Here is a 23,677-nt window from a genome sequence, read left to right on the forward strand (position 1 = left end):
CGGTCTATAGTCCAAAACTAGCGGTGCTAATTAAGAGGCCCGCTGGTCATGGCCGGTCATGAGACCGCCGGCGCCGTCGGTCAGGAGTCCTTCTCGTGCGTCCCGTCCACTTCGCGGCCGCCCGCCGCACGCCCATCGGCAAACTGCGCGGCGCCCTGTCCTCCGTACGGCCCGACGATCTCGCGGCGGCCGTGATCAGGGGTCTTGTCGCCGAGGTGCCCGCGCTTGATCCGGCGCGGATCGACGATGTGTACTGGGGCGCAGCGAACCAGGCGGGCGAGGACAACCGCAATGTCGCCCGCATGGCCGCGCTGCTCGCCGGGCTCCCCGAGTCGGTGCCCGGCGCCACGGTGAACCGGCTGTGCGCCTCCGGCCTGGAGGCCGTCACCACCGCGGCCCGTACCATCGCCGCAGGCGAGGCCGACATCGTCCTCGCGGGCGGTTCCGAGTCGATGAGCCGCGCGCCCTTCGTCCTGGCCCGGCCCGACGAGGCGCTGCCGCACCGCATCGAGACCGTCGACACCCGGCTCGGCTGGCGGCTGGTCAACCCGGCGATGAAGGAACTCCACGGCCTGCTGTCCATGGGGGAGACCGCGGAGGAGGTCGCCTCTCGGTACGGGGTCGCGCGTGAGCGGCAGGACGAGTTCGCGCTGCGCAGCCACCAGTTGGCCGCCGAGGCCCGTAAGAACGGCCACTTCGACGACGAACTGCTGCCGGTGGAACGGCCGGACGGCGTGGTCGTCGACCGTGACGAGTGCGTGCGCGAGGACACCTCGTACGAGAAGCTCGCGCGGCTCAGGCCCGTTTTCCGGGAGGGTGGCACGGTCACCGCGGGCAATGCCTCGCCGATGAACGACGGTGCGGCGGGGCTGCTTCTGGTCAGCGAGGAGGCGCTCAACGAGCTCGGTCTCGAGTCGCTCGGGCGGTATGTCGCCGGTGCGTCCGCGGGGGTGCATCCGGATGTGATGGGGATCGGGCCGGTTCCGGCCACGCAGAAGGTGCTCGCCCGCGCGCAGTGGGGCGTGGCGGACATCCAGGAGGCCGAGTTCAACGAGGCGTTCGCGGCGCAGGCGTTGGCCTGTGTCGACCGGCTGGGGATCGATCCGGAGCTGGTGAACCCGAGCGGCGGGGCGATCGCGCTGGGGCATCCGCTGGGCTGCTCGGGTGCGCGGATCCTGACGACGCTGCTGCACCGGATGCGGCGCACGGGCGCCGAGCGTGGACTCGCCACGATGTGCGTGGGCGTCGGACAGGGCAGCGCGGTGCTCGTGGAGCGCCACTGACCCGATGCCATCACCATCTGGTGAGACGGTGCTGACGGCGTTGGTTGAATGTGCATACCATCGGTCTCCGCATGGACACGATGACGTTGTGGCACATCACCGGCTGGGAGTTCGCCGCGCTCGCCTTCGCGGCGCTGCTCGTCGGATTTTCGAAGACCGCTGTGAGCGGGGCCAATACGGTCAGTCTGGCGGTCTTCGCCGCGGTGCTGCCCGCCCGAGCCTCGACGGGTGTGCTGCTTCCGGTGCTGATCGCCGGGGATGTGCTCGCCGTGCTCACCTACCGGCGGCACGCCCACTGGCCCACGCTGTGGCGGCTGTTCCCCGCCGTCGCGGGCGGTGTGGTCGCGGGCACCGTGTTCCTGATGTGGGCCGACGACGGCATCGTCCGGACGTCGATCGGCGCGATCCTGCTGCTGATGGCCGCCGTGACGGTGTGGCGGCGCCGGGCCGCCGACGCCGAGCGGGATCCGGACGCGGTGGTGACCCGCGGTGGCCGGATCCAGGCCCGTTCCTACGGCGTCCTCGGGGGGTTCACCACCATGGTCGCCAACGCCGGTGGCCCGGTGATGTCGATGTATCTGCTCGCGGCGGGCTTCCGGAAGCTCGGCTTCCTGGGCACTTCGGCCTTCTTCTTCCTGATCGTCAATGTCTCGAAGGTGCCGTTCAGCGTCGGCCTCGGCCTGATCGACGGCCGCTCGCTGCTCCTTGACGCGGCGCTCGTGGCGTTTGTCGTGCCGGGTGCGTTGATCGGCAAATGGGCTGTGAACCGGATCAACCAGCGGCTGTTCGAGCAGCTCGTCATCGCGGCGACCGTGGTGGGCGGCGTCCAGCTACTGCTGCCCTGAGCCGCGCAGCAGCGCCGGCAGATCGGCGAAGGAGTCGATCACATGGTCGGGACGGCCGCTCGCCTCGCGCAGGGTCTCCGGGAGGAACTTGCCGGTCCTGACCAGCACCCCGGTGACCCCGGCCCGCTGCGCCGCCAGTACGTCCGACTCCACGTCGTCCCCGACCATCAGCGCCTGGTCCGCGCCGACGCCGAGCCGGGCCAGCGCCGCCTCGAAGAACGCGGCCGACGGCTTCCCCGTCACCTCGGCCTCGGTACGCGCGGCCCGCTCAAGACCGACCAGGAAGGCCCCGGAGTCGAGCTGCAGCCCGTCCTCGGTACGCCAGTACAGATTCCGGTGCATGGCGATCAGCCGCGCCCCGCGCTGGAGATACCCGAAGGCCCGGTTCAGCGCCGCGTACCCGAACTCCTCCCCGGCGCCCCCGACGATCACGACATCAGGAGCCTCGTCGACAAGGTCGACGCCTTCCAGATCCTCCGCCACGTCCCCACTGTTCAGCAGCGCACACCGCGCCCCGGGAAAGTGCTCGGCGAGATGGGCCGCCGTAACCGAAGGCGCGGTCAGGATGTCCTCCGCCGACACCGCGAACCCCGCGTCCGCCAGCACCCCGGCGATCGACGCCCGCGTCCGCGAGGTCGTGTTGGTGACCAGCGCGACCCCGAGCCCGGCCTCGCGGATCTCCCGCAACGCCTCGACCGCACCGGGGAGCGGCTGCCAGGAGACGGTGAGTACACCGTCGATGTCGATGAGCACGCCACGCACGGATTCCATGCCCGGACGATAGCGACCGGGCCGCCTCGGGGCGCGATCCCGACCCCCGCGACACGGCCCCACCCGCCTCCTGAGCGGCCGACATCCCCGGCCACCGCAGCCCGCCCGGACGGCCGTAGGCTCACCCCATGTCCCCGCACGTCCTGATCCTCGGAGGCACCACCGAGGCCCGTGAACTCGCCGCCGCGCTCACCGCGCTGCCCGGCATCCGCGTCACCACCTCGCTCGCGGGCCGCGTCAAACGGCCCGGCACCGTCACCGGGGACGTGCGCATCGGGGGGTTCGGCGGTGTGGAGGGGCTCGCGAACTGGCTCCGCGAGGAGCGCGTGGACGCCCTCGTCGACGCCACCCACCCCTTCGCCGCGTCGATCACGGCAAACGCGGCCCGCGCCGCCGCGACGACCGGCGTCCCGGCGGTCGTGCTGCGCCGCCCCGGCTGGCGGCCCGGACCCGAGGACCGCTGGCACTCGGTCCCCTCCCTGGACGCGGCCGCCGACCTGCTCCCGAGCCTGGGCCGCCGGGTCTTCCTGACCACGGGGCGCCTGGGCCTCGCCGCCTTCGCCCATCTGACGGATCTGCACTTCGTCGTACGGTCCGTGGAGCCGCCCGAGCCGCCGCTCCCGCCGCGCACCGAAGTCCTGCTGGCACGCGGCCCGTTCACGGTGGCCGACGAGACCGCCCTGCTCTCCGGTCACTGCGTCGACGTCCTGGTGACCAAGGACAGCGGCGGAGAGGCCACGGCGGCGAAACTCACGGCCGCGCGCCATCTCGCGTTGCCCGTGGTGGTCGTACGGCGGCCTCCGCTGCCCGAGGACGTGGTGGCGGTGCCGGATGTGGCCGGCGTACTGGAGCGGCTGGGCCTCAGCCCTCGATGACGGCTCGGCCTCAGCCCTCGATGACCGAGGCCCGCATCCGGTCGATGCGGCGCAGCACCTCGGTACGGTTCTTGGCGCTCTTGATCCAGGCGGGGAGTCTGCCGACGAGGGTCATCTTCCGGCCGTGCTCGTACCAGGGATCCCGCTCCCGCAGGTCCGCCGCGACGAACCGGCGGATCAGATCCAGGTGTTCGAGGTTGTACGCCCACAGCACACCGTGCCGGGTCTCCGTCCGGAGCCACAGCGTCGGCCAGGTGCACTGGGCGGCGGGGCCGCACAGCCCGCAGGACCGGCAGATCACCCTGCCCGGCTTGGAGAAGTGGGCGATCCGGTCGCAGCGTGGACAGCGGACCAGCACCGAGGCGCGGAACGGGTGGGTGGTCGTGCCCGGATCGTGGAAGCGGACCGGTGCGGGAGACATGGCTCGATCATGACGGTGACCGGCGCCGCGGAGCAATCGGCTTTCAGCGGGCGGTGGCCGTCGCCGGTTCCTTGAGGCGGGCCGGCAGGCCGTTGCTGAGGTCCTCCACCAGCAGCCGCTTGGCGATCGTGTCCACGGCGGCGCGCAGGGCCGTGCCCGAGGGGCGGCCGATGTCCTGTTCCACCCGTTCCTCGAGCCAGGTAGCCCAGGAACGGCTGATGACCTCGGCCTCGCGGGCGCCCGCCTGGGTGTGCGTGAGCAGCGAGCCGTCGCGGGTCAGATACCCCTCGTCGACCATCCGGTCGAAGACCGGCAGCAGCACTTCCGGCGGCATATGGCGGCGGGCGGCGATCAGCCCGAGGCTGGCATGCCCGACCACCCGGGTGAGCAGCTCCACCTGCATCACCGCCCAGGCGCCGGCCACGTCGAGGCGGGTGTCGGAGGCCCGCACCAGCCGGCGTGCGGTGTCCAGGTCGGTACTGCCGATGATCTTCGCGACGGACGCTTCGAGCACCGCTTGCGAGTCCGCGGAGCGCGGCTGCGCGAACCCCTCTCCCATGTCCGTCGACCCCATCCGGGCGCTGTCGCGCAGTTCGACCTGCTTGAGGAAGAGCGCGACGACGAAGCCGAGGGCCGCGACCGGCACCGTCCACAGGAACACGGTCTGGATCGTGTCCGCGTAGGCGTCGATGATCGGGGCGGCCACGTTGGAGGGCAGCTCGTGCACGCCCTCCGGGCTGGTCGCCGCCTGGGCGACGGTCGCCGGATCGGCTCCGGGGACGGCGGAGGCCGCGGCGATTCCCTCCCGAAGGTTGGGCGCGAGGCTGTTGGTGTAGATGGTGCCGAAGACGGCCGTACCGAAGGAACTGCCCAGCGTGCGGAAGAAGGTGACGCCCGAGGTGGCGGTGCCGAGATCGGCGTACTCGACGGTGTTCTGCACCGCGATCGTCAGCACCTGCATGCCCAGGCCGATGCCGGTGCCGAGCACGAACATGTACAGCGACTCCAGCCAGGTCCCCGTCGACGGCCCCATCAGGGACATCAGATACAGGCCGAGGGCCATCACCAGGGAGCCGATGATCGGGAACAGGCGGTACTTGCCGGTCTTGCTGACCACATTGCCGCTGAAGATCGACGCGATGAGCAGACCGATCACCATCGGCAGCGTCCGTACGCCGGAGACCGTGGCCGAGTCGCCGTCGACGTACTGGAGATAGGTCGGCAGAAAGGTCATCGCGCCGAGCATGGCGAAGCCGACGATGAAGCTGAGGATCGAGCAGACCGTGAAGACCGGGTTGCGGAACAGCCGCATGGGCAGCATCGGTTCGGGCGCGCGGGTCTCCACCCAGCAGAACAGTCCGAGCGCGATCAGTCCGCCGACGAACAGGCCGATGATGACGCCCGAACCCCATGCGTACTCGTTGCCGCCCCAGCTCGTCGCGAGGATCAGCGCGCTGGCGCCGATCGCGACGAAGGCGATGCCGAGGTAGTCGATGATGGGCCGGGCGGCTGACTTGACCACGGGGATGGTGCGGGCGGCGGCGAAGACGACGACGATCGCGATGGGGACGTTGATGTAGAACGCCCAGCGCCACGAGAGGTGGTCGGTGAACAGGCCGCCCAGCAGCGGCCCGATGACCGTGGCGACCCCGAACACGGCGCCGATCGCGCCCTGGTACTTGCCGCGCTCGCGCAGCGGGATCACATCGGCGATCAGCGCCATCGACGTGACCATGAGCCCGCCCGCGCCGATGCCCTGCATCGCCCGCCACAGGATCAGCAGCGTCATATTGTCGGCGAGGCCGCACAGGAACGAGCCCGTGATGAAGATGATCGCCGAGACCTGGAAGACCACCTTGCGGCCGAACATGTCGCCGAACTTGCCGACCAGCACCGTCGCGACGGTCTCGGCGAGCAGGTACGACGTCACCACCCACGACATGTGCTCGGCGCCGCCGAGGTCCGACACGATCGTCGGCAGGGCGGTGCCGACGATCGTCTGGTCCAGGGCGGCCAGCAGCATGCCGAGCATGATCGTCACGAAGACGATGTTGCGGCGGCGTGCGTCCAGCACGGGGGGTTCGGCGGCGGGCGGCCGCGCGGCTTCCTCGGCGACTGTCACGACGTCACGATCACATCGGAGCCCCGCCCGCGCACGCGGGGCGGTCCGCCCGGGTGCCTCAGGTGCTCTTCGGGTTGCGCCGCAGCAGATACGTGTCCATGATCCAGCCCTTGCGCTCCCGGGCCTCCGCGCGCAGCCGCTCGATACGGGGCGCGGCCTCGGCGATCGGTCCCGAGGCGAGGATCTCGTCCGGGGTGCCTATGTAGGCGCCCCAGTAGATGTCGATGTCCTGGTCGGCGTACTGCCGGAAGGTCTGGTGCGCGTCGAGCATCACCACCACGTCGTCCACGCCCTCGGGGAACCCCTCGGCGAGCCGCCGCCCGGTGGTGATCTGCACGGGCCGGGCGACCCGGTTGAGCCCGGTCCGATGGCGGGCGACGAGCGCGGAGACGCTGCTGATGCCGGGGATGACGTCGTACTCGAAGGCCACGGCCCCCTTGTGGAGCACCTCCTCCAGGATCCCCAGCGTGCTGTCGTACAGCGCCGGATCGCCCCAGACCAGGAACGCGCCGGTCTCGTCCTCCCCGAGCTCCTCGCTGATCATCCGCTCGTAGATGCCGGCGCGGGCGCTGCGCCAGTCGCCGACGGCGGGGGAGTAGGCGGAGCCGCCCGCCGAGCGGTCCCGCTCCGGGTCGCGCGCCTCGACGACGCGGTACGTCCCCTCCGGCACATGTGCGTCGAGCATGTCCCGGCGCAGCTGCGTGAGGTCCGACTTCACCTCGCCCTTGTCCAGGACGAAGAACACGTCCGTGCTCCGCAGCGCCCTGACCGCCTGCAGGGTCAGCTGGTCGGGGTCGCCCGCGCCGATACCGATGACATGAATCTTTCGCACGCCCCGAGTCTGCCGCACCCCACGGACAGCGCCGACACCGCCTGCGCCAGGGCCCGTCCGGCGGACGGGTCGGCTGCCAGAAAGGGCGTATATCAGCGCAGATGCCAACGCCGGGCCCAGCCCAGCGACGCCGACACGGCCCCCCTTAACGCAGCCGCGGCGCGGACTCCGCGGCGTCGATCACCGCCGAGCCGCTCTCCACGGTCTCCGCCAGCCGCCGCGCCCAGGCGGTCACCCCCGCCAGATCCATCCCGTACGGCCGCTGCAGCCCGGAGCCCCTCGCCCACTCCTCCACCGCACCGGCCCCACGCCGGAGCAGGCGGGCGCCGCCGGTGACGTTCCCGCGAGCGGCGTGGGTGAGCCCCACGGCGAGCTGGGCCAGCCCCCGCCACAGCCCGCTCTCCTCCTCCGGCCCCGACTTCCAGGCGTCCTCGAAGACCTCGTGCGCGTGGAAGGGCCGCCCCGCGTCCAGCAGCTCCTGCGCCTCGGCGACGGTCTGCTCCGGCGTGCGGACGACACCCTCGGGCTGGCGGGCCACGCCGTCCGCGCCGTACGGCAGCGGCCGCCCGAGCCCGTCCCGGGGCCGCGCGTTGCGCGCCCGCCCTTCGCCGTCCCTGTCCCGTGCCTTCGACGATGTGCTGCCCATACGCCGATTGTCCCGCGCCCGGTGCCCCCTTCGAAGCCGCCCCCGGCGTGGGGTAAAGTTCTGTTCGCGCGATCACACATCTCACCGTGTGTGAGCGCACCGGGACGTGGCGCAGCTTGGTAGCGCACTTGACTGGGGGTCAAGGGGTCGCAGGTTCAAATCCTGTCGTCCCGACGGTGTTCACCAGCGGGTCTGCCGGAAACGGCAGGCCCGCTGAGTGCGTTCCGTGGGTCAAGGGCGGCGGAGTTCTTCGGCCGCGGTGCGCAGGTGTGCGGCGAGCCGGGTGCCGAGGGCTTCGGCGGGGCTGGGCGCTGCGGCGTACTGCCGGCGCAGCCCGGCGGCGTCGGCCCGGGCCTGCTTCCGTACCTCGGCGTCGTCGGACACCGTCCGGCGGGCCAGGTCGGCCGCCTCACGGACGGCTTGCGCCAGGGTGTTCAGCGCCGCTGTCGGGGAGGCGGTCAGCTCGCGGGGATCCTTGCCGGTGCGCTCCGCGAGCCATGCCATGCCGGGGCCAGGTGAGTCGTTCACTTCTCCTCCTTCGCTCGCGATCGCCTCACCAGCCGACCACGTCGAGTGCCCTTTCGAAGTCCCGGATGATGTCGACATAGTTACCGCCCTGGACTGCCGCGAGATCGGCGAAGGTGAGGTCGGCGACCCGACCGACACCTTGGAGGCGGTACCAGACGCCGATCGGGTCGTCGAGATGCTCGGCGGGGATCCCCGCCTTGTTTCCGTTCCAGACCCACTTGTCGAAGTCGGTCATCACGGCGATCGCGAAGGCGTACGGCCCGTCGTTCCTGTGCTGGCGGTAGAGCACCCGCAACCAGTCATGGAACGCCTTTGACAGGGCGGTACCCGCGCTGTGCCTGCCCCGTTCGTCCGTGCTGAAGGAACCGACGTGTCCGGCGGGCGCGGGGTCGAAGTGCCACAGCACGTAATTGGTCTCGCTGCGTAGTTCGTACTGGAACTCGATCCACTTGACCGCGAGGGCGAGGGCGGCTGGATGGAGGTTCGCGTCGAAGGCCTCGCGCAGCAGTTCCGGAAGGAGGTTGGTGGGAATCCACTCGTGCATGCCTTTGATGCGGAAGTGCCGGTTGAGCCATTCCTTCGTGGGCTTGTCGGTCCAGGCCCACTGGAGACGGACAGCGCTGTAGTCGTTGAAGGAACGGTTTCGGGCCATCCCGAGGAGGAACGACCTGATGTCCTGGGCGCGCTCGACGAGGGCCTGGTCGGGCTCGCCTCCGCGCCCCGGCAGAGGGTCGAACGCGCCATAGGGCCGCGTGCCGCTCTTGTACTCGACCGATGCGACTGTCTGGGACAGCTTGGAGTCGACCGGGTCGATGTTCTGCGGCGGGCGGGAAGCCATCTCGCTCCGGTACGCCTCCCCGAGCGTGGTGAGGAAGCCCTGCCGGACCGGATGGCTCTGCCCGGTTTCGACGAGGGCGTAGTCGCCGAAAGCTCCGGTGCCGGCGCGTCGATCGGTCTTTCCGCCAGTCGTGAAGTAGGGCAGGAGCTCGCGCTGGATGTCCTGTCGCCCCAGGTATTCCTGGCCTGCGGCGATGGTGGGCCCGGCCAGTTCTGCCGGGTTCCACACCGCGGCTGGCGCGGAGGCGTTGAGCGGGACGTAGAGCGGGGGGCCCGAGTAGCGCCGTGCCCACAGGTCGGTCACATCGCCCGCCCTGGCCCTGCCGTGCACGGGCAGGTTGGCGGCGATGTCCGCGAGGTAGGTCTCCTCCGAGCCGCGTTCGTCGAAGATCTCGAAGAGTTCGCGGAGCATGCCTGCCACGGCGCGTTCCCGCGCTTCCAGAGCGCTGTCGTTCGGCGGTTTCACGGAGTCGTTCGGATCGCGGTTCGCCTCGAGGAACTCTCGCGCGAGCACGTCGCCCTCGGCGTTGGCTTCATCTGCAACGGCCGCGAGGGCGTCGAGTTTCGTGGCCGTGGAACCCCGCTGTTCCTCGTCGAGCTGGTCGAGCCTGCCGCGCCACTCGGCGATCTTGCTCTCGATCGGCTGTGGTGCCGAGGCGACCATGAGCGCCGAGTCGTCGCCGGCGACCTTGAAGAAGAGCCGGTGGCTGTCGTGCGCGGCGGAGAAGCGCACTGTTGTACCGAGCTCGTTGTCTCCGCCGCCCTCGGTGTCCTCCTTGGCGCCGATACCCAGCCGCTCGAGCAGCGCGATCGCTTTGGCTGCCAAGAAGCCCACGATGCGCTCCATCGCGGCGTACACCACCTCTTGGAGGCGGGTGATGACCTCGGCCACCTCGGTCGGGAGTTCGCCGAGGTGGAGCAGGCCGGCGAGGAAGTCGATGACCGGGGGGATCAGTGAGGCCAGCGCCTTCTCCACGGATGTGGCCAGGCCGGCGATGTTGCCCGCCACGACGTCGGCCAGTCCGTTGACGATCGCCTCGACGAAGCGGAAGATCCTGGCGGCGTTGCGGAAGATCCATGCGCACACCTGGTAGATCAGGTCGATCGCCTGGGCGATGGCTCCCACCGGGTTGAGGAGCCCGACGATCCGGACGACCACCTGCTCGATCAGCGTCTCGACCAGGTAGTCGACCGCCGCCTCCAGGATCAGTCCGACGATGTTCTCCGGGGTCAGCTGCTCCTTGACGAGCTCGACCAGCCCCTCAGGACCTTTCTCGATCAGTACGGAGACCAGCTGCCAGGCCGTCTCGACGACCTCGACCGCGGTGGGACCGATATGGCGTACGAGGATCTCCCGCACCCGCGGCCAGGTGATGCCCATGAGCTGCAGGGCGAAGGTGAACAGGGACTTCGCGGAGAGATCGCGCGGCATGGGGACGGGGGTCTTGAGGCCCGAGAACAACCAGTCCCAGAAGCCCTGCAGGACGTGGGTGCCGAAGTTGTCGAAGAACTGCTCGAAGCCCTGCTTGACGCCTGCCACGAGGTTGTTGACGAAGTTCTCCGGATCATCGGCGATGTCCGAGATGACCTGCTCGATCTTGGCGACCAAGGCCCAGAACGCGGCGGGCGGGATGCCGACCAGCCGCAGCAGCCCGTTGATGATGGCCCGGACCGGGTCGTCGATGAACTCCTCGATCGCCGCGACCACGCGCCCGATCAGCCCGCCGGCCTCCTCACGCAGCGCCTGCGCCTCCGCGTGCACCTGGTTGACGGCCGTGACGGCACGCTGGGAGACATCGCGGACGAAACCGCTCTGCGCCTCGCTGACCCGCCGGTTCAGGCCGTCCAGCATGCCGCCGAACCGGGCCCGCTCCTGCGCCGCCCACTCGGGGAACTCCGCTTCCATCGCCTGGAACACGCCGTCGATGTCGGTGCGGGCGTGCTGGACGACGGCCTGCGCCGCCGCGATGACCCCGTTCACATCGCTGGAGATGTTCGTCAGCAGTTCGCAGACGCCGTCTCCGAAGGTGCGTTCGGCGCGGTTGTACTCGTCCGTGACCCAGTCCGGCAGGCCGCTGATGTAGTCACCGATCGCGAGGAGGGTGCCGCCGACGCCGGAGTGCCGCTCGTCGATCCAGCGCTTGACCCGGGCGAGCGCATCGTGGAACTCCTGCGACAGACGGGTCAGGCCCGCCTCCCAGCGCGCGATCGCCGTTCGGGTCAGCGGCTGCAGCAGCGCGTCGACCTGCTTCTGGGCGTCGTCGTAGATCTGCTGCGCGCGGCGCGAGACCGATTCTCGCGTGCGTTCCTCCGAGGCCACGGCCGCGCTCTGGCCGCCGCCGACCGTCTTGACGGTCCCCGACCGGGCGCCGCGCAGGGCCGCGACGGCCTGCTGCTGGAGCTGGGCCATGTCGGCCTGGGCCGAGTCGATGGCTTGCTGCTGCTCGGCCTGGATCTGCTGCGGAGTGCGTTCGGCGGCCTCGCCGAGACCCGCACGGGCGTCCCGCGCCGCGGCGAACGGGCCGTCCGGGATCTCCCGGGTCACCCGGGTGTCGATGCCGGAGTCGGCGATCTTCTGATCGGTCGCGGCGACGTCGGCGTCGAGGGTGGTGTGCTCGGGCGGGATCGGATCGGGGGCGGCCGAGCCGGCGTCGACGCCCATGCCCGGGGAGGTGGGGGACGGCTTGTCGAGCGGATCCGGTGTCAGGGCGGGCGTCCCGGGCGGCGGCGCGGCCATGGCGTCGTAGCTGCTGCCGACCTGCTGGACCTGGCCCTCGACCGAGCCGGTGATGGTGGATCCGGCCTGCTGCGCCTCCTTCGTCGGGTCGGACTCCAGGAGCTCGTCCTCGTCCTCGGGCCGGTTCGAGCGGATCGCCGTGCGGATGCGTTCGCACAGCTCGACGATCTCCGGGCTCGGTGCGGGCCGCGCGCCGAGCTCGGCGGCGAGCTCCTCACGGGCCCGCGCGGCGGTCTCGGCGGCCGGCTCGGTGACGGCCGCCCGGGAGTCGGCGACCGTGGCCTCGGCGGAGGGCAGATCGCGGGCGGCCCGTGCAGCTCCGCCCGCCCCACCCTTGACCGCCTTGCCCCGGGCCGCCGCTGCCGGAGTCAGATCGGTGGGCGGCTCCGGCATGATCAGCTGGACGGGGGGAGGCGTCGGGGCCTCGGCGGAGGGTTCTTCCGGTACGGCTTTGGCCGCGCCGCCTTCCGTGACGGGAGCGGTCTCCGGCGGGGCCGTCTCCGCGTTCTCCGCACCGGTCCGCTCCGTGGGTCCGGTCGGCGCTTCCGGCACGCTCGCCGGGACGACGGTTGTCTCTGCCGGAGGCGACTTCGTCCCGGCCGGTGAGCGCAGCACCACCGGCGCGGGCTCCCCGCCGACCGCGCCCAGCAGACCGGTCAACGCCGCCCGGACCGCGGCGTCCAGGACCCGCAGAGCCTCCGGGCTGTCCACCCCGTGGATCCCCGGCGCGAGGAACAGGTTCTGGTCGGTGACGAAGGCCGGAGCTCCGCCGACCGGGGTGTCCGGATGCACCCGCAGCCGCGAGACATCGAGTCCGAGACCGCGGTAGACCTCCGCCACGCGAGGGCTCAAGGGCAGTCCCGGGGACATGGCGTCGCCCGGCAGGTGGACGACGACCCGGTCGCCGCGGCGGGGGGCGTCGATGCCGGCCGGGGCCTTCCAGGCCGCGCCCTGCGGCAGCGGCCCCAGGTCCACGGCGAGGGTGCCGCCGCGCAAGGTGACCGTGGGGATGGCCAGCGGCGCCTCGGGGCTCCAGTCGTCGACCGTCCACGACAACTCGCCCAGATCGAGGCCCAGGAATCCCACCCTGGTCCGCATGCGCACGACGCCGTCGAGAGAGCCGTCGGAGCGGAAACCCGCCCTGCCCGTGACGTCCGCGAACGGGGTGGTGCCCGTGAGTACCACCACTCCGCCGTCCACACCCCACTCGGCGTGAAGCGCCGTCAGCCCGCCCGCGACGAGCGGTCCGAGATCCACGACGGTCGCCTCGCCCTCGGGCCTCGGGACCTTCGTGAGGGACGGGTTCGCCTCGGCGACGACCGGCGAGGACGCCGCAGCCGTCCGCTCGGGCTGTGCCCGCTCGGCGACCCGACTCACGCCGGCACCGACCTTCCGGACTTCTCGTACTGGCGGCGGATTCCGGTCAGGAGGTGCTCACCGGTGACGACACGGCCGTCGGCGGCTGCCAGATAGGCGGCCTCCAGGGTCGCCTCGCGGATCTGCGCCCCGGTCAGCGGATAGCGCTGCGCCAGTGCCTTCAGGTCGACGCCCCCGTCCACCGGCAGCCGGGAGGGGGCGACCGTGGACCACAGCCGTGCCCGCTCGCCCGGCCCCGGTTCGGGAAACTCCACCAGCACATGGATCCGGCGCTGGAACGCCGTGTCGATATTGGCCATCAGATTGGTCGTCAGGATGACGATCCCGGGATGCTGCTCGATACGCGACAGGAGGTAGGACACCTCCTGGTTGGCGTACCGGTCGTGGGCGTCGTCGATCTCCGTGCGGGCGCCGAAGACCGCGTCGGCCTCGTCGAAGACGAGGACGCAGCGCTCCCGGGCCGCCCGGTCGAACACCTTGGCCAGCGACTTCTCGGTCTCCCCGATGTACTTCGAGACCAGCGCCGACAGATCCACCAGGTAGGCGGGCAGGCCGACCGTCCGGGCGATCGTCGCCGCGGTCATCGTCTTGCCGGTGCCGGGCGGGCCGTGGAAGAGCGCGATCAGCCCCGCGGCGTTGTCGTGGTGCTCCCCGAAACCCCATTGCTCCACGACGACGTCACGGTGTGCGATCCGCTCCGTCAAGTCGTCGATGCGGGCCCGGGCGGTCGTGGGCAGGACGACGTCATCCAGGGTGTGCACCGTGGTCAGCGGCCGGGCCGGGAAGTCGGACGTCGCGACGCCCGGCTTCGACGGCTGCCCCAGGAGCCAGGCGAGCACCTGCGGGTCCGGCCGCAGCACCCCCGACAGGTCGCCCGGCGGGTCCAGCGACAGCAGGCCGTGTGTCTGCAGCCGCCCCTGCGCCGACAGCATGACCGCCGCGTCCAGCCGGCCCCGGAACGAGCGCGCGGCCAGCGTCCGGGCCACCTCCCCGGTCAGCGCCGAGACACCGGGGCGGTCGGTGAGCATGCCGTAGAGGGCATCGAACCGTTCGTCGACGCAGGGGGCGACGGCTGCCGTGAGGACGACGGCCTCGGCCGCCGAGAGGCCCGCGGCGGTGACGATCTCCGCGAGCGGGCCGAAACCGGCGAAGCGCCGGACGTCGGGCAGCCCCTCTGTGTCGTCGTCGATGCTCAGCCGCCGCCCGCAGGGCCCGCCGCGGCGCTCCTCCAGCCGTACCTGGATCAGGGCGTCGAGCATCTCCAGGGCGGCACGCAGCTCGGCGACGGGCGCGGGGACCGCGGTCATGGCCGGAACCGCACGGTCAGCGGCGGCGACCACGGCAGCTTGATCAGGCCCACGGGGTACGGCAGTTGCGTCAGCACGACGTCGAGTGGACGGGTGGCCGCGGTGAGCAGTACGGGATCGCGATCGCGGTCGACAACGCCGAGGCGGGTGATCCAGGAGCCGCGGACGTAGGCGGGCGAGGAGCGCTCGAACCCCGGCAGCAGGGCGGCGAACGAGGCCAGCACGTGTACGGCCGACTCGGCCACCTCGGCCTGCCGGGGCAACGGCACCCGCGGCGCGTCCGGTTCGGGGGAGGTGCGCCCGGCCAGCAGGCCGATGAGCGGGTCGTTCGCGAGGGCGGGATCGTCCGGGTCGACGAGGGCGGCCAGGGCGGCTTCCCGGACCGCCAGGGCGTCCAGGCCCGGATGGAGGTCCTCGGCCCGGCGGCAGTGCTCGGCCAGCCATGGGTACAGCAGGACCAGGCCAGCGCCGCGCGTGATGGCCGCGGTGTCCACGGCAGCCGTCGACTCGTCCACCAGCTGCGACAGTTCGGCGAGGACGTCGAGGACTTCGCCCAGCCTGAAGGGGAGTTGGGCTCTCGCCGGGAGGGAGTCCGCCTCGTCGGCCGACCGCTGCTCCGTGCCTGCCCCCTCGGGCGCGGCAGATGGGAGCGCAGGCCGGGGTACAGGGACTTGAGCCGGTGCTGCCCAGCCGGTTGCCGGGGCCGGATCCGGCACCGGCAGCCGTAGTGCGCGGGAGAGTCTGTGCAGCAGGGACGCCCACCCGTCGGCGCCGAGTTCTTCGGCGACAGCTCGCGCCGTCCCGGAGTCGGCGAGATCCAGGACGGCCCGGGGCATAGGGGTGCCCGGTTTCGCATCCGGCGTGCAGAGTGCGTGCACGGCGGCGAGTACATCCCGCGGCCCGGGCACGCATCCGCCCGCCGGATCGCCGGCCGACGGCCGAGGGACGATCGGCGCGGACTCCCGCCGTACGGCGGTCAGTTGGGCGCGGATGGCGTCGGCCCACAACACGGCGAGGGTCTCGTCGTCGTGGGCCGTCACGTCCACGTCGAGCCGCACCACGAGGTTGTCCACCTGAACATCGCCGACGTCCGCCAGGGCGCGTTCGAGGGCGGCGGGCAGCGCGCGTGCGGCGACGCCCGCCAGACGCCGCGCATGCGGGCCGCGCAGGCGTACGGTGTCCACCGCGATGTCGGTCATGTGATCAGCCCGCCGAGGTTCCGCAGCTGTGTGTCGAGTTCGCGTCCGTGTTCCGCGGCGACCCCGGAGGCCTTGACCATCGTGCGGACGCTGCCCAGGACGGCGAGCGTGGCCTCGGTGATGCGCTCGGGGTCGGCTGCCTCGATCGCGGCATCCAGCTCGGCGCGGGCCCGTTCGGCCTCGGCGGTGTACCGAGGGAAGTTGGTGTTGGGCACATCCGTCAGCGACCGCATCGCGGCCACGGTGGCCTGGGCGAAACCGGAGATGCCCTTGCCGAGATTCCGGTCGACGACCTTCTCCCTGGGCACCTTGGCCAGGACGTCCACCTTGCCCTCGACCAGGGAGATACGGCGCTGGACCTCCTGGAAGTGCGTCAACTGCGCCTCGGCGGCGGCGATCCGGACGCCGTAGCCGCTGGTGTCGAAGGCTCCGCCCTTGTAGGACTGGAAATCGCCCCGGAGCGTGCTGAATTCATGCTTGAGGCCGGAGAAGTCCGCCTCGGCCGTGTCGATACGGGTCACCACCGTCGCGGTGAGGCCGCGCAGTTCGGTGGCGGCGGCCTTGGCGTCGGTGGCGGCGGCCACTGCCTTGGGCAGCTGGGCGCCGACTTCGCGTGTGTTGCGCACGGCGGGGACGCGGCCGGTCGCGACGACCTTCCCGGCTGTGTTCTTGGTGAGCACGATCGTGTCCGACGGGCTGAAGCCGCCCGACGGCAGATAGCCCTTCAGGGTGTCGACGGCACCGATGTCGACCACCTGGACGTCCGCCACGCCGCCCTTGTCCTCGATGAACTGCTTCAGCACGTCCTTGACGGTGTCGGCCGGCCGCCCCAGATAGTCGGTGGCGCCGATGACCCCGTCCTCGAAGAAGTCCCAGCCGTCGGTCTCGTAGATCTTCCACGGCTGCTTCCACTTCTCCTCGAAGGGCGGATACCAGATCGGATCGCGCGGGTGGAGCTTCCAGGAGTCGGCCCACTTGTCCGGGAGCCGCACGGGAGGGAGGAAGATGTTGACGCACTTGCCCCGGACGAGGATCGAGCCTTTCGGGCAGAACACCGGGGGCTTGACCTCGCCCTGTGGCAGCGGATCCGGTGGTGCGAAGCCCGCGAGCAGTGCCTCCAGTTCGTCCCGGAGCGGGGATGTCGGGTCACCGCACGTCCCCCCGTAGATCGCCTCGGTCAGCCCCCTCGGCGGCTCCCAGGCATGCCGGTAGGCGCACTCGAACTCCCAGACGCCGCCGACCTGGTGGACCCAGCCGAGCACCACGCCGGGGCGCGTGGTCGTCCGGTCGCAGCCGAGGCGCAGCAGGGCCCTGGCCCTGAGCAGGTCGAGGGTGGCGAACAGCACCATGTTCAGCCAGCCGCTCTTGTAGCCCTTGACTCCGGGCGAGTCCGCGGCCGTGATGGAGGTCGCCTTCAGCTTCGCGATCAGGGCGGCGTCGACAAGCGGTTCGGTGCCGTTGGTGAGCCGGTCCGTGACCTTGTCACGCAGCGCCGTGTAGGAGTTGAGCGGCGTCGAGTCCAGGGCCAGGCGGATCGGCTCGGCCGTCAGCAGCTCGTCCTCGGAGAAGTCCATGCGGGTACCGGTGACCCGGCCGGCGACGGCGTGCAGCGCGACGTCGACGGTGTGCAGCGTCGCATGCCCGGCACAGTCGTTCTCGCCGCAGTCCGGGACGTCGTCCGGTACGTCCGTCGCCTCCAGCACGACGCTGAAGCCGCCGGGAGCGGGGTCGATGAAGTCGTACGACGATGTCGCCGCCGCGGGATCGAAGGTGACCGGCCGTGCGGTGGGCAGCACGAGCGGTTCGCCCCGCTGGTCCACGGCCAGCCCCGGCTCGACGGTCACCGTGGTGCCCGAGGCGCTGCCGCCGAGGCCGCAGTTGACCCCGAAGCCGGTCATCCGCCCGACCAGGCGGTCCCGGGCGTGCTGGAATTCCCGGACCATGTTGAGGTCGGCGGCGGTGAGGGTCTGACCGCTCTCGAAGAACGGGTACTGGTTCGCGGTCATACGATTCTCTCCTTGACTGCCTGCGGGCCGTCACGTCGTGGGCAGGCGTCCGACCCCGAGCCGGTCGTGAGGGCGGCCCTCGTCGATGCATGCGTGGATGTGGATGCCGTTCTTGTGGTCGATCTCCGACACCGTCGAGCACAGCAGCGCGTTGAGTTCCTGCTGGTGCGTGGCGACCGCGTCGGCGTAGGCCTGCAGCTCCGCCTCGGTGGGGGAGTCGGGCAGCACCGGCGGGTTGCTCAGCGGTGGTTGTGCGAACCGGTCGGGATCCACGAAGCAGACCCGCATGCTCACGTGGGCGGGCGCGTAGCGGTACACGAAGTCGACCGCCTCCTGACGCCGGGCCCATTCGGTGAAGCGCGGGGCGGGGACGAAGAGCGTCGCCGTGTACGGCGCCAAGGTCGCGACGTTGCCCGGCGTCTTGTAGTGCTCCAGCAGGTAGGGCAGCCGGTCCACGCCGGCCAGGCCGAAGTACAGGGCGAACCAACTGAGGAATCCGCGGGGTGTGCCCCGTCGGCGCCACAGCCGGGCCGACCGCGCGAGGAACTGGCGGCGCCGGGCCAGCCCCGCCTCTGTCCTCGGCCAGCTCTCCGGGAACACGAAACCGGTCCAGGCCGCCACCTCGTCGTAGGTCGCGAGGTAGGAGCGCAGCAGGGCGTCGGCCCCGGCGTCCAGCGGTACATCGGCGGGCCAGCGCAGCACGGCGTCCGGGCCGAGGCCGGTCAGCAGGTCCTCCAGCCGCTCGACGATCGCCCGGTTCAGTTCGTCGGCCAGTCCGAGATAGGCGTCCACCTGGGCGAAGGACACCGGGTTCTGCTGGTAGACGGCCGGCAGCTGGGTGGCGAGCCGGGTGTAGTCGGGGCTACGCATTTCCGCACTCCGTGACGAGGGCGAACCGCACTCGCAGACAGTCCGCTTCGGCCAGCTTCGGCACGGCGTTGGCGGGAAGATCGAGGCTGCCGTGGGCCACCGTGCGGAACTCGGCCCCGTCTTCGATCTTCATCTCCAGGTCCGCGACACCCTGTACCGCGGTCTCGGCCACGATCGCCTCGACCACCTCGCTGAACCGGATCGGGGCGCCGGGAATCCAGCCCTCGGCCGGCTGGTCGCTGCGCGGCCACGGGCCTTCTACGGTCCGCTCGGATGCGGGCGCCCGTGATTCCGGCCGGCCCGCGGCGAAGAACGCGGAGATCCGCGCCAGCACGGCCCTGACCAGCGCGGACCGGTCGACCCCGACGCCCGTGATGAGCGTGCCCTTGACCAGGATCTTCCGCTCCTCCAGCAGGCCCGCACCGACCTCGTCGCAGATGACACGGCGAGGCCCGATGGCGTTCACGCCCGTGCGCCAGTCGGGGAAGGGCGTACCCGCTTCCGGGCCGATCGCCGTCCGCAGCACGGCACGCAGGAAGGCGTCGCCGTCGGTCGGATGCTTGTCCTTGGGCTCCACCACCAGCGTGATCGCCGGCGCCTCCGGGTCCACGGGGACGGCCGGCGACGCCCCGGTGGGCAGGCCGTTCCAGGCGATGCCCTTGAGCCTGCCGCGAACCGCCCAGGCCCGGCGGACCCCCCGGTGCGCCCGGGCCCGCCGCGCGTAGTCCTCCGCGGTCACCGGTTCGCAGGTCAGCGTCTGGATCGGGTGCGGCGGCCAGACATGGGTGCGGCCCCCGGCGTCCTCCAGGTCCTCCGGCACCAGGTCGGGCGGCTGGGGGCCGGCGGCCATCGCGATCTTCACCTCGGCCGGGTCGAGACCGTCCCGGGTGAGCGCGGCCCGGGTCGCGGGGGCGGTGTCCGTCGTGGCCGCGCGGACCTCGGCCAGCCGGGCGACGAGCGCCTCCTGGGTCAGTCGGCGCCGCTCCCGGCGTACCAGGGCGACGATCTCCTCGTCCCACAGCGGCAGCATGCCGGTCAGCTCGGCGGCGGCCCGCGCGTCCCGGACGGTGACATGATCGGTCGAACCCCGCTGCGCGGCGACGGCCTCGGCGACGATATGGGCCTGCTCCTGCGCCACTTGGCGGACCAGCCGGGCCCGCATCAGCGCGATCACGGCCGGGCGCCGGCTCGCGGCGAACGCCTTGCTCCACGGCTTCGTCGACAGCAGGGCGCCGGCGTCCACCGCCGACCGACAGGCGCGGATCCTGGGTTCGAGTACGGCGGCCGAGGTGGGCCCGGACGAGGCCAGGGCGGCCGCGAGCGCCGTCAGCGAGCCCTGGGGGAGCGTCGCGTGCCAGGACCGGTCGGCGTCCGGCTCCCAGCCCCGTACCTCCAACGGCCAGGCGTCGAAGTGCCGTTCGGCGACCCGGTAGTGCAGGTCGGCCAGGCCGAACGCGGCCGCTTCGACCAGGGTGACGCCCGGATCCACCGGGTTGTGGTCGCTCCACGCGTCCGGGACGGCGCGGGCGAGTCCGTCCATCACGCGTGCCCGGACGGTCTCCCAGTCGGCGTCCGGCTCGACGGGGACGAACGGCACGAGCGGTGTCGTCTGCTGCGGGGTCACAGTTGCTCCTCACACGTCAGCACATGAGCCCCGGACGAGCAGTACAGTCCGCGGCACCGGTCCACCTCGACCACCTCGACCGGCGTCCCCTCGGCGTCGCGCAGCTGGAACGCTGTGACGACGTCGATGTCCGGCCGGCGCTCCAGGAACGCGATCAGCGTCGACGCGTACAGGGACTGCCCCCATCGCGTGGGGACGGTGCTCCCCGGATGGAGCAGCGCCTCCAGTGCGGCCGTGATCGACTCCTTGCCGGTCAGGGCGTCGATGCCGCGGCGCAGGGTGATCGTCGCGACGACGGTGACGGGGGCGTAGCTCGGGCAGAGCACCGCCACCTCGGCGCCCAGCGGGCGGGCCGGGGCGACGGCGTCCATGATGTTCGCGGCGAGGCTCACCGAGGGGCGCGGTGCCGGGTCCGAAGGGCGGTCCGGCAGGACGACCAGAGCGACCTTCCCGCCTTCCCGGGCGCCGTCCCGGTCGGTGTGCGGCAGGCACCGGACGGCGGCGACCTCGGGGAAGGCCTGCGCCACCTGCTGTTCGTAGTCCCAGGGCAGCACCGCACGGTCACGGTGACGAGTGCGCGCGGACGCCCTGGCGCGGTAGGCCGGATCGGGCTCCGGGCCCCGGCCGGGCAGCGAGGCCAGGTTGGTCACCTTCCTGACCCCGCGCAGCGGCGAGAGGGTGCCCTTGATCGTCCCCGGCGGCAGTGCGTGGGCCGTACTCGGGTCGGCGCCCGGATCGGGGGCCGCGGAGACGAACTCGGCCACCACGGCGTCGACATGCACGCCCTGGATCGTGCCGAGCCGCTCGGGCGCGGTCGTCACCAGGCGGAACCAGCGGCCCGTCGCCGCGCCCAGGTCGGCGCAGCCCGTCGCAGAGCCGGCCGGGACGACGAAGCGCAGCAGGCCGGACTCGCGCAGCTGCCGGGATCCGTCCGCGACGGGGAGGTCGTGCCAGATCGTGCCGTCCCAGCACTCCCACCGCGCGGCCACCGGGTCGGCGGCGCCGCAGGGCGCGGCCGAGTCGACGTCGAAGTACAGCGAGACACTGGACCCCGCGGCCGACGCGGGCAGGTCGAGACCGATCGCCACCATGCCGGTGGCGCCCGTGTCCGAGACCGCGCGGCGGAACGGCCGGAACACCCCGCCGTCCTGCTGGACCGTGTGCCGCCACCCGCTGCGGGACTCCACCCGGGTGGCCGCGACCGGCATGGTCGTGTAGGAGATCGTCACGCCGGAGGCGACCGGCGGCACGGGGGGCGTCGGCATCGTGGGCTTCGGCGTCGTACCGGCCACCGCCCTGGTGGCGAACGCGGCGATGGCCTCCTGGTAGGCCGTCCACCCGAAGTCGCCCTCGGACAGGAAGGCCCGCACATAGTGCCCCGGCTGTCCCGCGACGGCGAACCGCTCGGACCCGAGGGCGCCGGACACGTCGGCGCTGACCGTACCGAACCGGTCGCCGGCGTCGCCGATCTGCCGCCACTGCCCCTCCACACGGCGCTGCCACACCACCGTGGGGTCGCCCCGGTCCGCGAGGAAGTCGAAGATGACGCCGAAGTGCTTGGTGTGGGCCGCGCCCACCTCCGCCTGAACGGTCGAGAGCCGGTCCCTGAGGAAGTCCGCCGTGACCGCCGGGATACCGCTGCCGCCGGCCGAGGCCGAGAGGATCCCACCGGCCGCCTGCATCAGGGAGACCGTGACGGTCAGCTGCCGCAGTGCCTTCGAGAACGCTTCGTCCGAGCGCAGATAGAAGGCGTCACCGCGCTTGGCCACGGCGCCGAACGGCTGGAACTCCTTGGTGACGTCCACAGCGCCGTCGTTGTGGAAGGCGGCCTGCGGCACGAACGGCGTCCGCCCGGCCACCGCGACCTCCACCGTGGCGAACGCCAGCTCCTCCGGCACGGGCACCGTGGCCGGGACGACGCACTCGAGCCACGGGGTCTGCCCCTCGGGAGCCCCGCATCCGTCCGACAGCGTGACCGTGATGGTTGCGCCGGAGACCGTCCCCGTCGTGGTCGGACCGACCCCGCCGTCCGCCGTGGAGCACCGCCACACGGCAGGGGCCAGCAGATGCACACCGATGCCGTCGCCGAAGGTCAGTTCGGCGATGAGGTCGCCGCTCTCGAAGGCCAGTGCCGGGGAGTACACGCGCAGCGTGTGGACGGCGTCAGGCCCGGTGAAGGGGGTGAGCGGAAACTCCGGCGCCTCGTTCGCGATGCCCGGCCGTCCGGGCTCGGTCCCGCCGGGGTGCAGTGTGCGGACGGCGACCAGGGGCGCGCCGTGGGCGGTGAGACTGTCGAGGGTGGCGTAGTGCCGTTCGTTGCCGAAGGCGTCCTTGCCACCGCGCAGCAGGGTGCCGCGCGGGACGACGGCCGGCGCGAGTCCGGGCTCGACGGTGACGTGGGCGATCACCCGGTCGGGCAGGGCCGGCAGCCGGGGGATGCCGAGGAGTTGCTCCAGCCAGGCCACGTGGGTGCGGGCCGACAGGGTGGCGGCGTGCCGGTCGAGTGCGGCGTACTCGCGGGCCAGCACGGAGAGCAGGGCCTGGTCCGGCTGTTCGGGCCGCGCGAGGACGTCCGTGTCCTCGTCGTCCGCGCGTGTGAACAGCACGTCGTACCAGACGGTGTTGTCGTCGAACGGGGCGAGCCGGGCCGCGGCCGCCAGTGCCGAGACGATGTCTTCCGGGGGCCGGGTCATCGCGCACCTGCCAGGTAGAACGGGACGACGAGGTTGTTCGGGCGGCGATGGCGGTCGATGCGGTAGGAGACGATCACGTCGACCCGGTCGTCGGCCTCCTCGGACGGCACCGCTTGCACGGAGTCGACGATGACCCGGGGTTCGCCGAGCAGGAGTGCCCGGCGCACGTCGTCCGCGAGCCGGTGGCAGGCGTCGGGGGTGCGGGGCTCGAAGACGTACCGGTCCACACCGGCGCCGAAGTCCGGCCGCATGACCCTGCTGCCCGGCATGGTGTGGAGCAGGACGACAAGGGCGTCGGCCAGGTGGTCCTTGCCCTCCTCCGTCACCAGGGACACCGGCCCGTTCACCGGGTCGGACTTCGGGCGGGCCCACGTCGGCGGGAAGGCCCAACCTCGGCCCACATGGGGGTAGTCGCCGCTCATCCGATCACCACCGTGGGGTGGCCGACGGCCACCGATGCCCCGCAGGCACAGGAGTCGCCTGCGCGCAGCGCGGGCCGGCCCTGGATCAGTACCGTGGCCGAACCTGCGAGGAACGGCGTCGACGGAGGGTGCGGCGGGGGCGAGGGGATCACGCAGACGTGCATGTCCCCCAGCACCGCTGCGGGCATTCCGCCGATCAGCACACCGGCGACCCCCGGTCCGACGACCGTGCCCCCGTGCACCGTGGTGTCTCCGACCCGAGCGGCCGCAGGCATGGCGATC

At 71.8% G+C, this 23,677-nt stretch carries 18 protein-coding genes and 1 tRNA gene; 4 read left to right on the plus strand and 15 right to left on the minus strand.

What is annotated here, in order from left to right; genetic code table 11:
• Nucleotides 1–95 precede the first annotated feature (95 nt).
• Together OHT76_RS36645 and OHT76_RS36650 are read left to right on the plus strand one after the other, a co-directional pair.
• Nucleotides 96–1,283, plus strand: coding sequence for a thiolase family protein (locus OHT76_RS36645; RefSeq protein ID WP_328875165.1), 1,188 nt, complete (start codon nucleotides 96–98; stop codon nucleotides 1,281–1,283).
• A 71-nt stretch (nucleotides 1,284–1,354) separates the two neighbouring features.
• On the plus strand, nucleotides 1,355–2,128 hold the full coding sequence (locus OHT76_RS36650) for a sulfite exporter TauE/SafE family protein (RefSeq protein ID WP_328875166.1): 774 nt from the start codon (nucleotides 1,355–1,357) through the stop codon (nucleotides 2,126–2,128).
• On the opposite strand, the gene OHT76_RS36655 is transcribed toward OHT76_RS36650, so the two are convergent.
• Nucleotides 2,114–2,899: a TIGR01458 family HAD-type hydrolase gene (locus tag OHT76_RS36655; RefSeq protein ID WP_328875167.1), complete on the minus strand. Its 786-nt coding sequence runs from the start codon at nucleotides 2,897–2,899 to the stop codon at nucleotides 2,114–2,116. The genes OHT76_RS36650 and OHT76_RS36655 overlap by 15 nt on opposite strands.
• 128 nt (nucleotides 2,900–3,027) lie before the next feature.
• Between OHT76_RS36655 and OHT76_RS36660 the strand changes: the two genes are divergently transcribed.
• Nucleotides 3,028–3,774 carry a cobalt-precorrin-6A reductase gene (locus OHT76_RS36660; protein ID WP_328875168.1) on the plus strand — a complete coding sequence of 249 codons (747 nt, stop codon included), beginning with the start codon at nucleotides 3,028–3,030 and terminating at the stop codon, nucleotides 3,772–3,774.
• 10 nt (nucleotides 3,775–3,784) lie between these two features.
• Here the strand turns inward: OHT76_RS36660 and OHT76_RS36665 are convergent, their stop codons facing one another.
• The 4 genes from OHT76_RS36665 to OHT76_RS36680 form a co-directional block, all read right to left on the minus strand.
• Entirely contained in the window at nucleotides 3,785–4,195 is a 411-nt protein-coding gene (locus OHT76_RS36665; protein ID WP_328875169.1) for a hypothetical protein, read from the minus strand.
• A gap of 43 nt (nucleotides 4,196–4,238) precedes the next feature.
• Entirely contained in the window at nucleotides 4,239–6,317 is a 2,079-nt protein-coding gene (locus OHT76_RS36670) for an MDR family MFS transporter (protein ID WP_328875170.1), read from the minus strand.
• 58 nt (nucleotides 6,318–6,375) lie between these two features.
• Entirely contained in the window at nucleotides 6,376–7,149 is a 774-nt protein-coding gene (cobF, locus tag OHT76_RS36675; RefSeq protein ID WP_328875171.1) for a precorrin-6A synthase (deacetylating), read from the minus strand.
• A 145-nt stretch (nucleotides 7,150–7,294) separates the two neighbouring features.
• Entirely contained in the window at nucleotides 7,295–7,795 is a 501-nt protein-coding gene (locus tag OHT76_RS36680; protein WP_328875172.1) for a DUF309 domain-containing protein, read from the minus strand.
• 100 nt (nucleotides 7,796–7,895) lie between these two features.
• Between OHT76_RS36680 and OHT76_RS36685 the strand changes: the two genes are divergently transcribed.
• Nucleotides 7,896–7,969: transfer RNA gene (locus OHT76_RS36685), tRNA-Pro, on the plus strand.
• A 57-nt stretch (nucleotides 7,970–8,026) separates the two neighbouring features.
• Here the strand turns inward: OHT76_RS36685 and OHT76_RS36690 are convergent.
• Genes OHT76_RS36690 through OHT76_RS36735 form a run of 10 tightly spaced genes read right to left on the minus strand, consistent with a single transcriptional unit; the run spans nucleotide 8,027 to nucleotide 23,670 of the window.
• The gene (locus tag OHT76_RS36690; protein ID WP_328875173.1) at nucleotides 8,027–8,323 is read right to left on the minus strand and encodes a hypothetical protein; all 297 of its coding nucleotides are present in this window, start codon (nucleotides 8,321–8,323) and stop codon (nucleotides 8,027–8,029) included.
• Nucleotides 8,324–8,348: 25 nt separating this feature from the next.
• On the minus strand, nucleotides 8,349–13,274 hold the full coding sequence (locus OHT76_RS36695; protein WP_328875174.1) for a phage tail protein: 4,926 nt from the start codon (nucleotides 13,272–13,274) through the stop codon (nucleotides 8,349–8,351).
• Nucleotides 13,271–14,581, minus strand: coding sequence for an ATP-binding protein (locus OHT76_RS36700; protein ID WP_328875175.1), 1,311 nt, complete (start codon nucleotides 14,579–14,581; stop codon nucleotides 13,271–13,273). The genes OHT76_RS36695 and OHT76_RS36700 overlap by 4 nt, the downstream gene beginning before the upstream one ends.
• Nucleotides 14,578–15,780, minus strand: a complete 1,203-nt coding sequence (locus tag OHT76_RS36705; RefSeq protein WP_328875176.1) for a contractile injection system tape measure protein — start codon at nucleotides 15,778–15,780, stop codon at nucleotides 14,578–14,580. The genes OHT76_RS36700 and OHT76_RS36705 overlap by 4 nt, the downstream gene beginning before the upstream one ends.
• The gene (locus OHT76_RS36710) at nucleotides 15,777–17,786 is read right to left on the minus strand and encodes a hypothetical protein (RefSeq protein WP_328875177.1); all 2,010 of its coding nucleotides are present in this window, start codon (nucleotides 17,784–17,786) and stop codon (nucleotides 15,777–15,779) included. Before OHT76_RS36710 ends, OHT76_RS36705 begins: the two co-directional genes overlap by 4 nt.
• A 30-nt stretch (nucleotides 17,787–17,816) precedes the next feature.
• Entirely contained in the window at nucleotides 17,817–18,656 is an 840-nt protein-coding gene (locus OHT76_RS36715) for a hypothetical protein (protein WP_328875178.1), read from the minus strand.
• Nucleotides 18,649–20,280 carry a hypothetical protein gene (locus OHT76_RS36720; RefSeq protein WP_328875179.1) on the minus strand — a complete coding sequence of 544 codons (1,632 nt, stop codon included), beginning with the start codon at nucleotides 20,278–20,280 and terminating at the stop codon, nucleotides 18,649–18,651. Before OHT76_RS36720 ends, OHT76_RS36715 begins: the two co-directional genes overlap by 8 nt.
• Nucleotides 20,277–22,973, minus strand: a complete 2,697-nt coding sequence (locus OHT76_RS36725; protein ID WP_328875180.1) for a baseplate J/gp47 family protein — start codon at nucleotides 22,971–22,973, stop codon at nucleotides 20,277–20,279. Before OHT76_RS36725 ends, OHT76_RS36720 begins: the two co-directional genes overlap by 4 nt.
• Nucleotides 22,970–23,395: a GPW/gp25 family protein gene (locus OHT76_RS36730; protein ID WP_328875181.1), complete on the minus strand. Its 426-nt coding sequence runs from the start codon at nucleotides 23,393–23,395 to the stop codon at nucleotides 22,970–22,972. Before OHT76_RS36730 ends, OHT76_RS36725 begins: the two co-directional genes overlap by 4 nt.
• Nucleotides 23,392–23,670: a PAAR domain-containing protein gene (locus tag OHT76_RS36735; protein WP_328875182.1), complete on the minus strand. Its 279-nt coding sequence runs from the start codon at nucleotides 23,668–23,670 to the stop codon at nucleotides 23,392–23,394. The genes OHT76_RS36730 and OHT76_RS36735 overlap by 4 nt, the downstream gene beginning before the upstream one ends.
• Nucleotides 23,671–23,677: the final 7 nt, after the last annotated feature.

The sequence above is a fragment of the Streptomyces sp. NBC_00287 genome (genome assembly GCF_036173105.1).
Taxonomy (GTDB): domain Bacteria; phylum Actinomycetota; class Actinomycetes; order Streptomycetales; family Streptomycetaceae; genus Streptomyces.

Coding starts and splice junctions, on each gene's coding strand:
- OHT76_RS36680 (WP_328875172.1), bottom strand. CDS start 7,795: ATGGGCAGCACATCGTCGAAGGCACGGGACAGGGACGGCGAAGGGCGG.
- OHT76_RS36735 (WP_328875182.1), bottom strand. CDS start 23,670: ATGCCTGCGGCCGCTCGGGTCGGAGACACCACGGTGCACGGGGGCACG.
- OHT76_RS36730 (WP_328875181.1), bottom strand. CDS start 23,395: ATGAGCGGCGACTACCCCCATGTGGGCCGAGGTTGGGCCTTCCCGCCG.
- OHT76_RS36715 (WP_328875178.1), bottom strand. CDS start 18,656: ATGCGTAGCCCCGACTACACCCGGCTCGCCACCCAGCTGCCGGCCGTC.
- OHT76_RS36705 (WP_328875176.1), bottom strand. CDS start 15,780: ATGACCGACATCGCGGTGGACACCGTACGCCTGCGCGGCCCGCATGCG.
- OHT76_RS36655 (WP_328875167.1), bottom strand. CDS start 2,899: ATGGAATCCGTGCGTGGCGTGCTCATCGACATCGACGGTGTACTCACC.
- OHT76_RS36665 (WP_328875169.1), bottom strand. CDS start 4,195: ATGTCTCCCGCACCGGTCCGCTTCCACGATCCGGGCACGACCACCCAC.
- OHT76_RS36700 (WP_328875175.1), bottom strand. CDS start 14,581: ATGACCGCGGTCCCCGCGCCCGTCGCCGAGCTGCGTGCCGCCCTGGAG.
- OHT76_RS36710 (WP_328875177.1), bottom strand. CDS start 17,786: ATGACCGCGAACCAGTACCCGTTCTTCGAGAGCGGTCAGACCCTCACC.
- OHT76_RS36660 (WP_328875168.1), top strand. CDS start 3,028: ATGTCCCCGCACGTCCTGATCCTCGGAGGCACCACCGAGGCCCGTGAA.
- OHT76_RS36725 (WP_328875180.1), bottom strand. CDS start 22,973: ATGACCCGGCCCCCGGAAGACATCGTCTCGGCACTGGCGGCCGCGGCC.
- OHT76_RS36650 (WP_328875166.1), top strand. CDS start 1,355: ATGGACACGATGACGTTGTGGCACATCACCGGCTGGGAGTTCGCCGCG.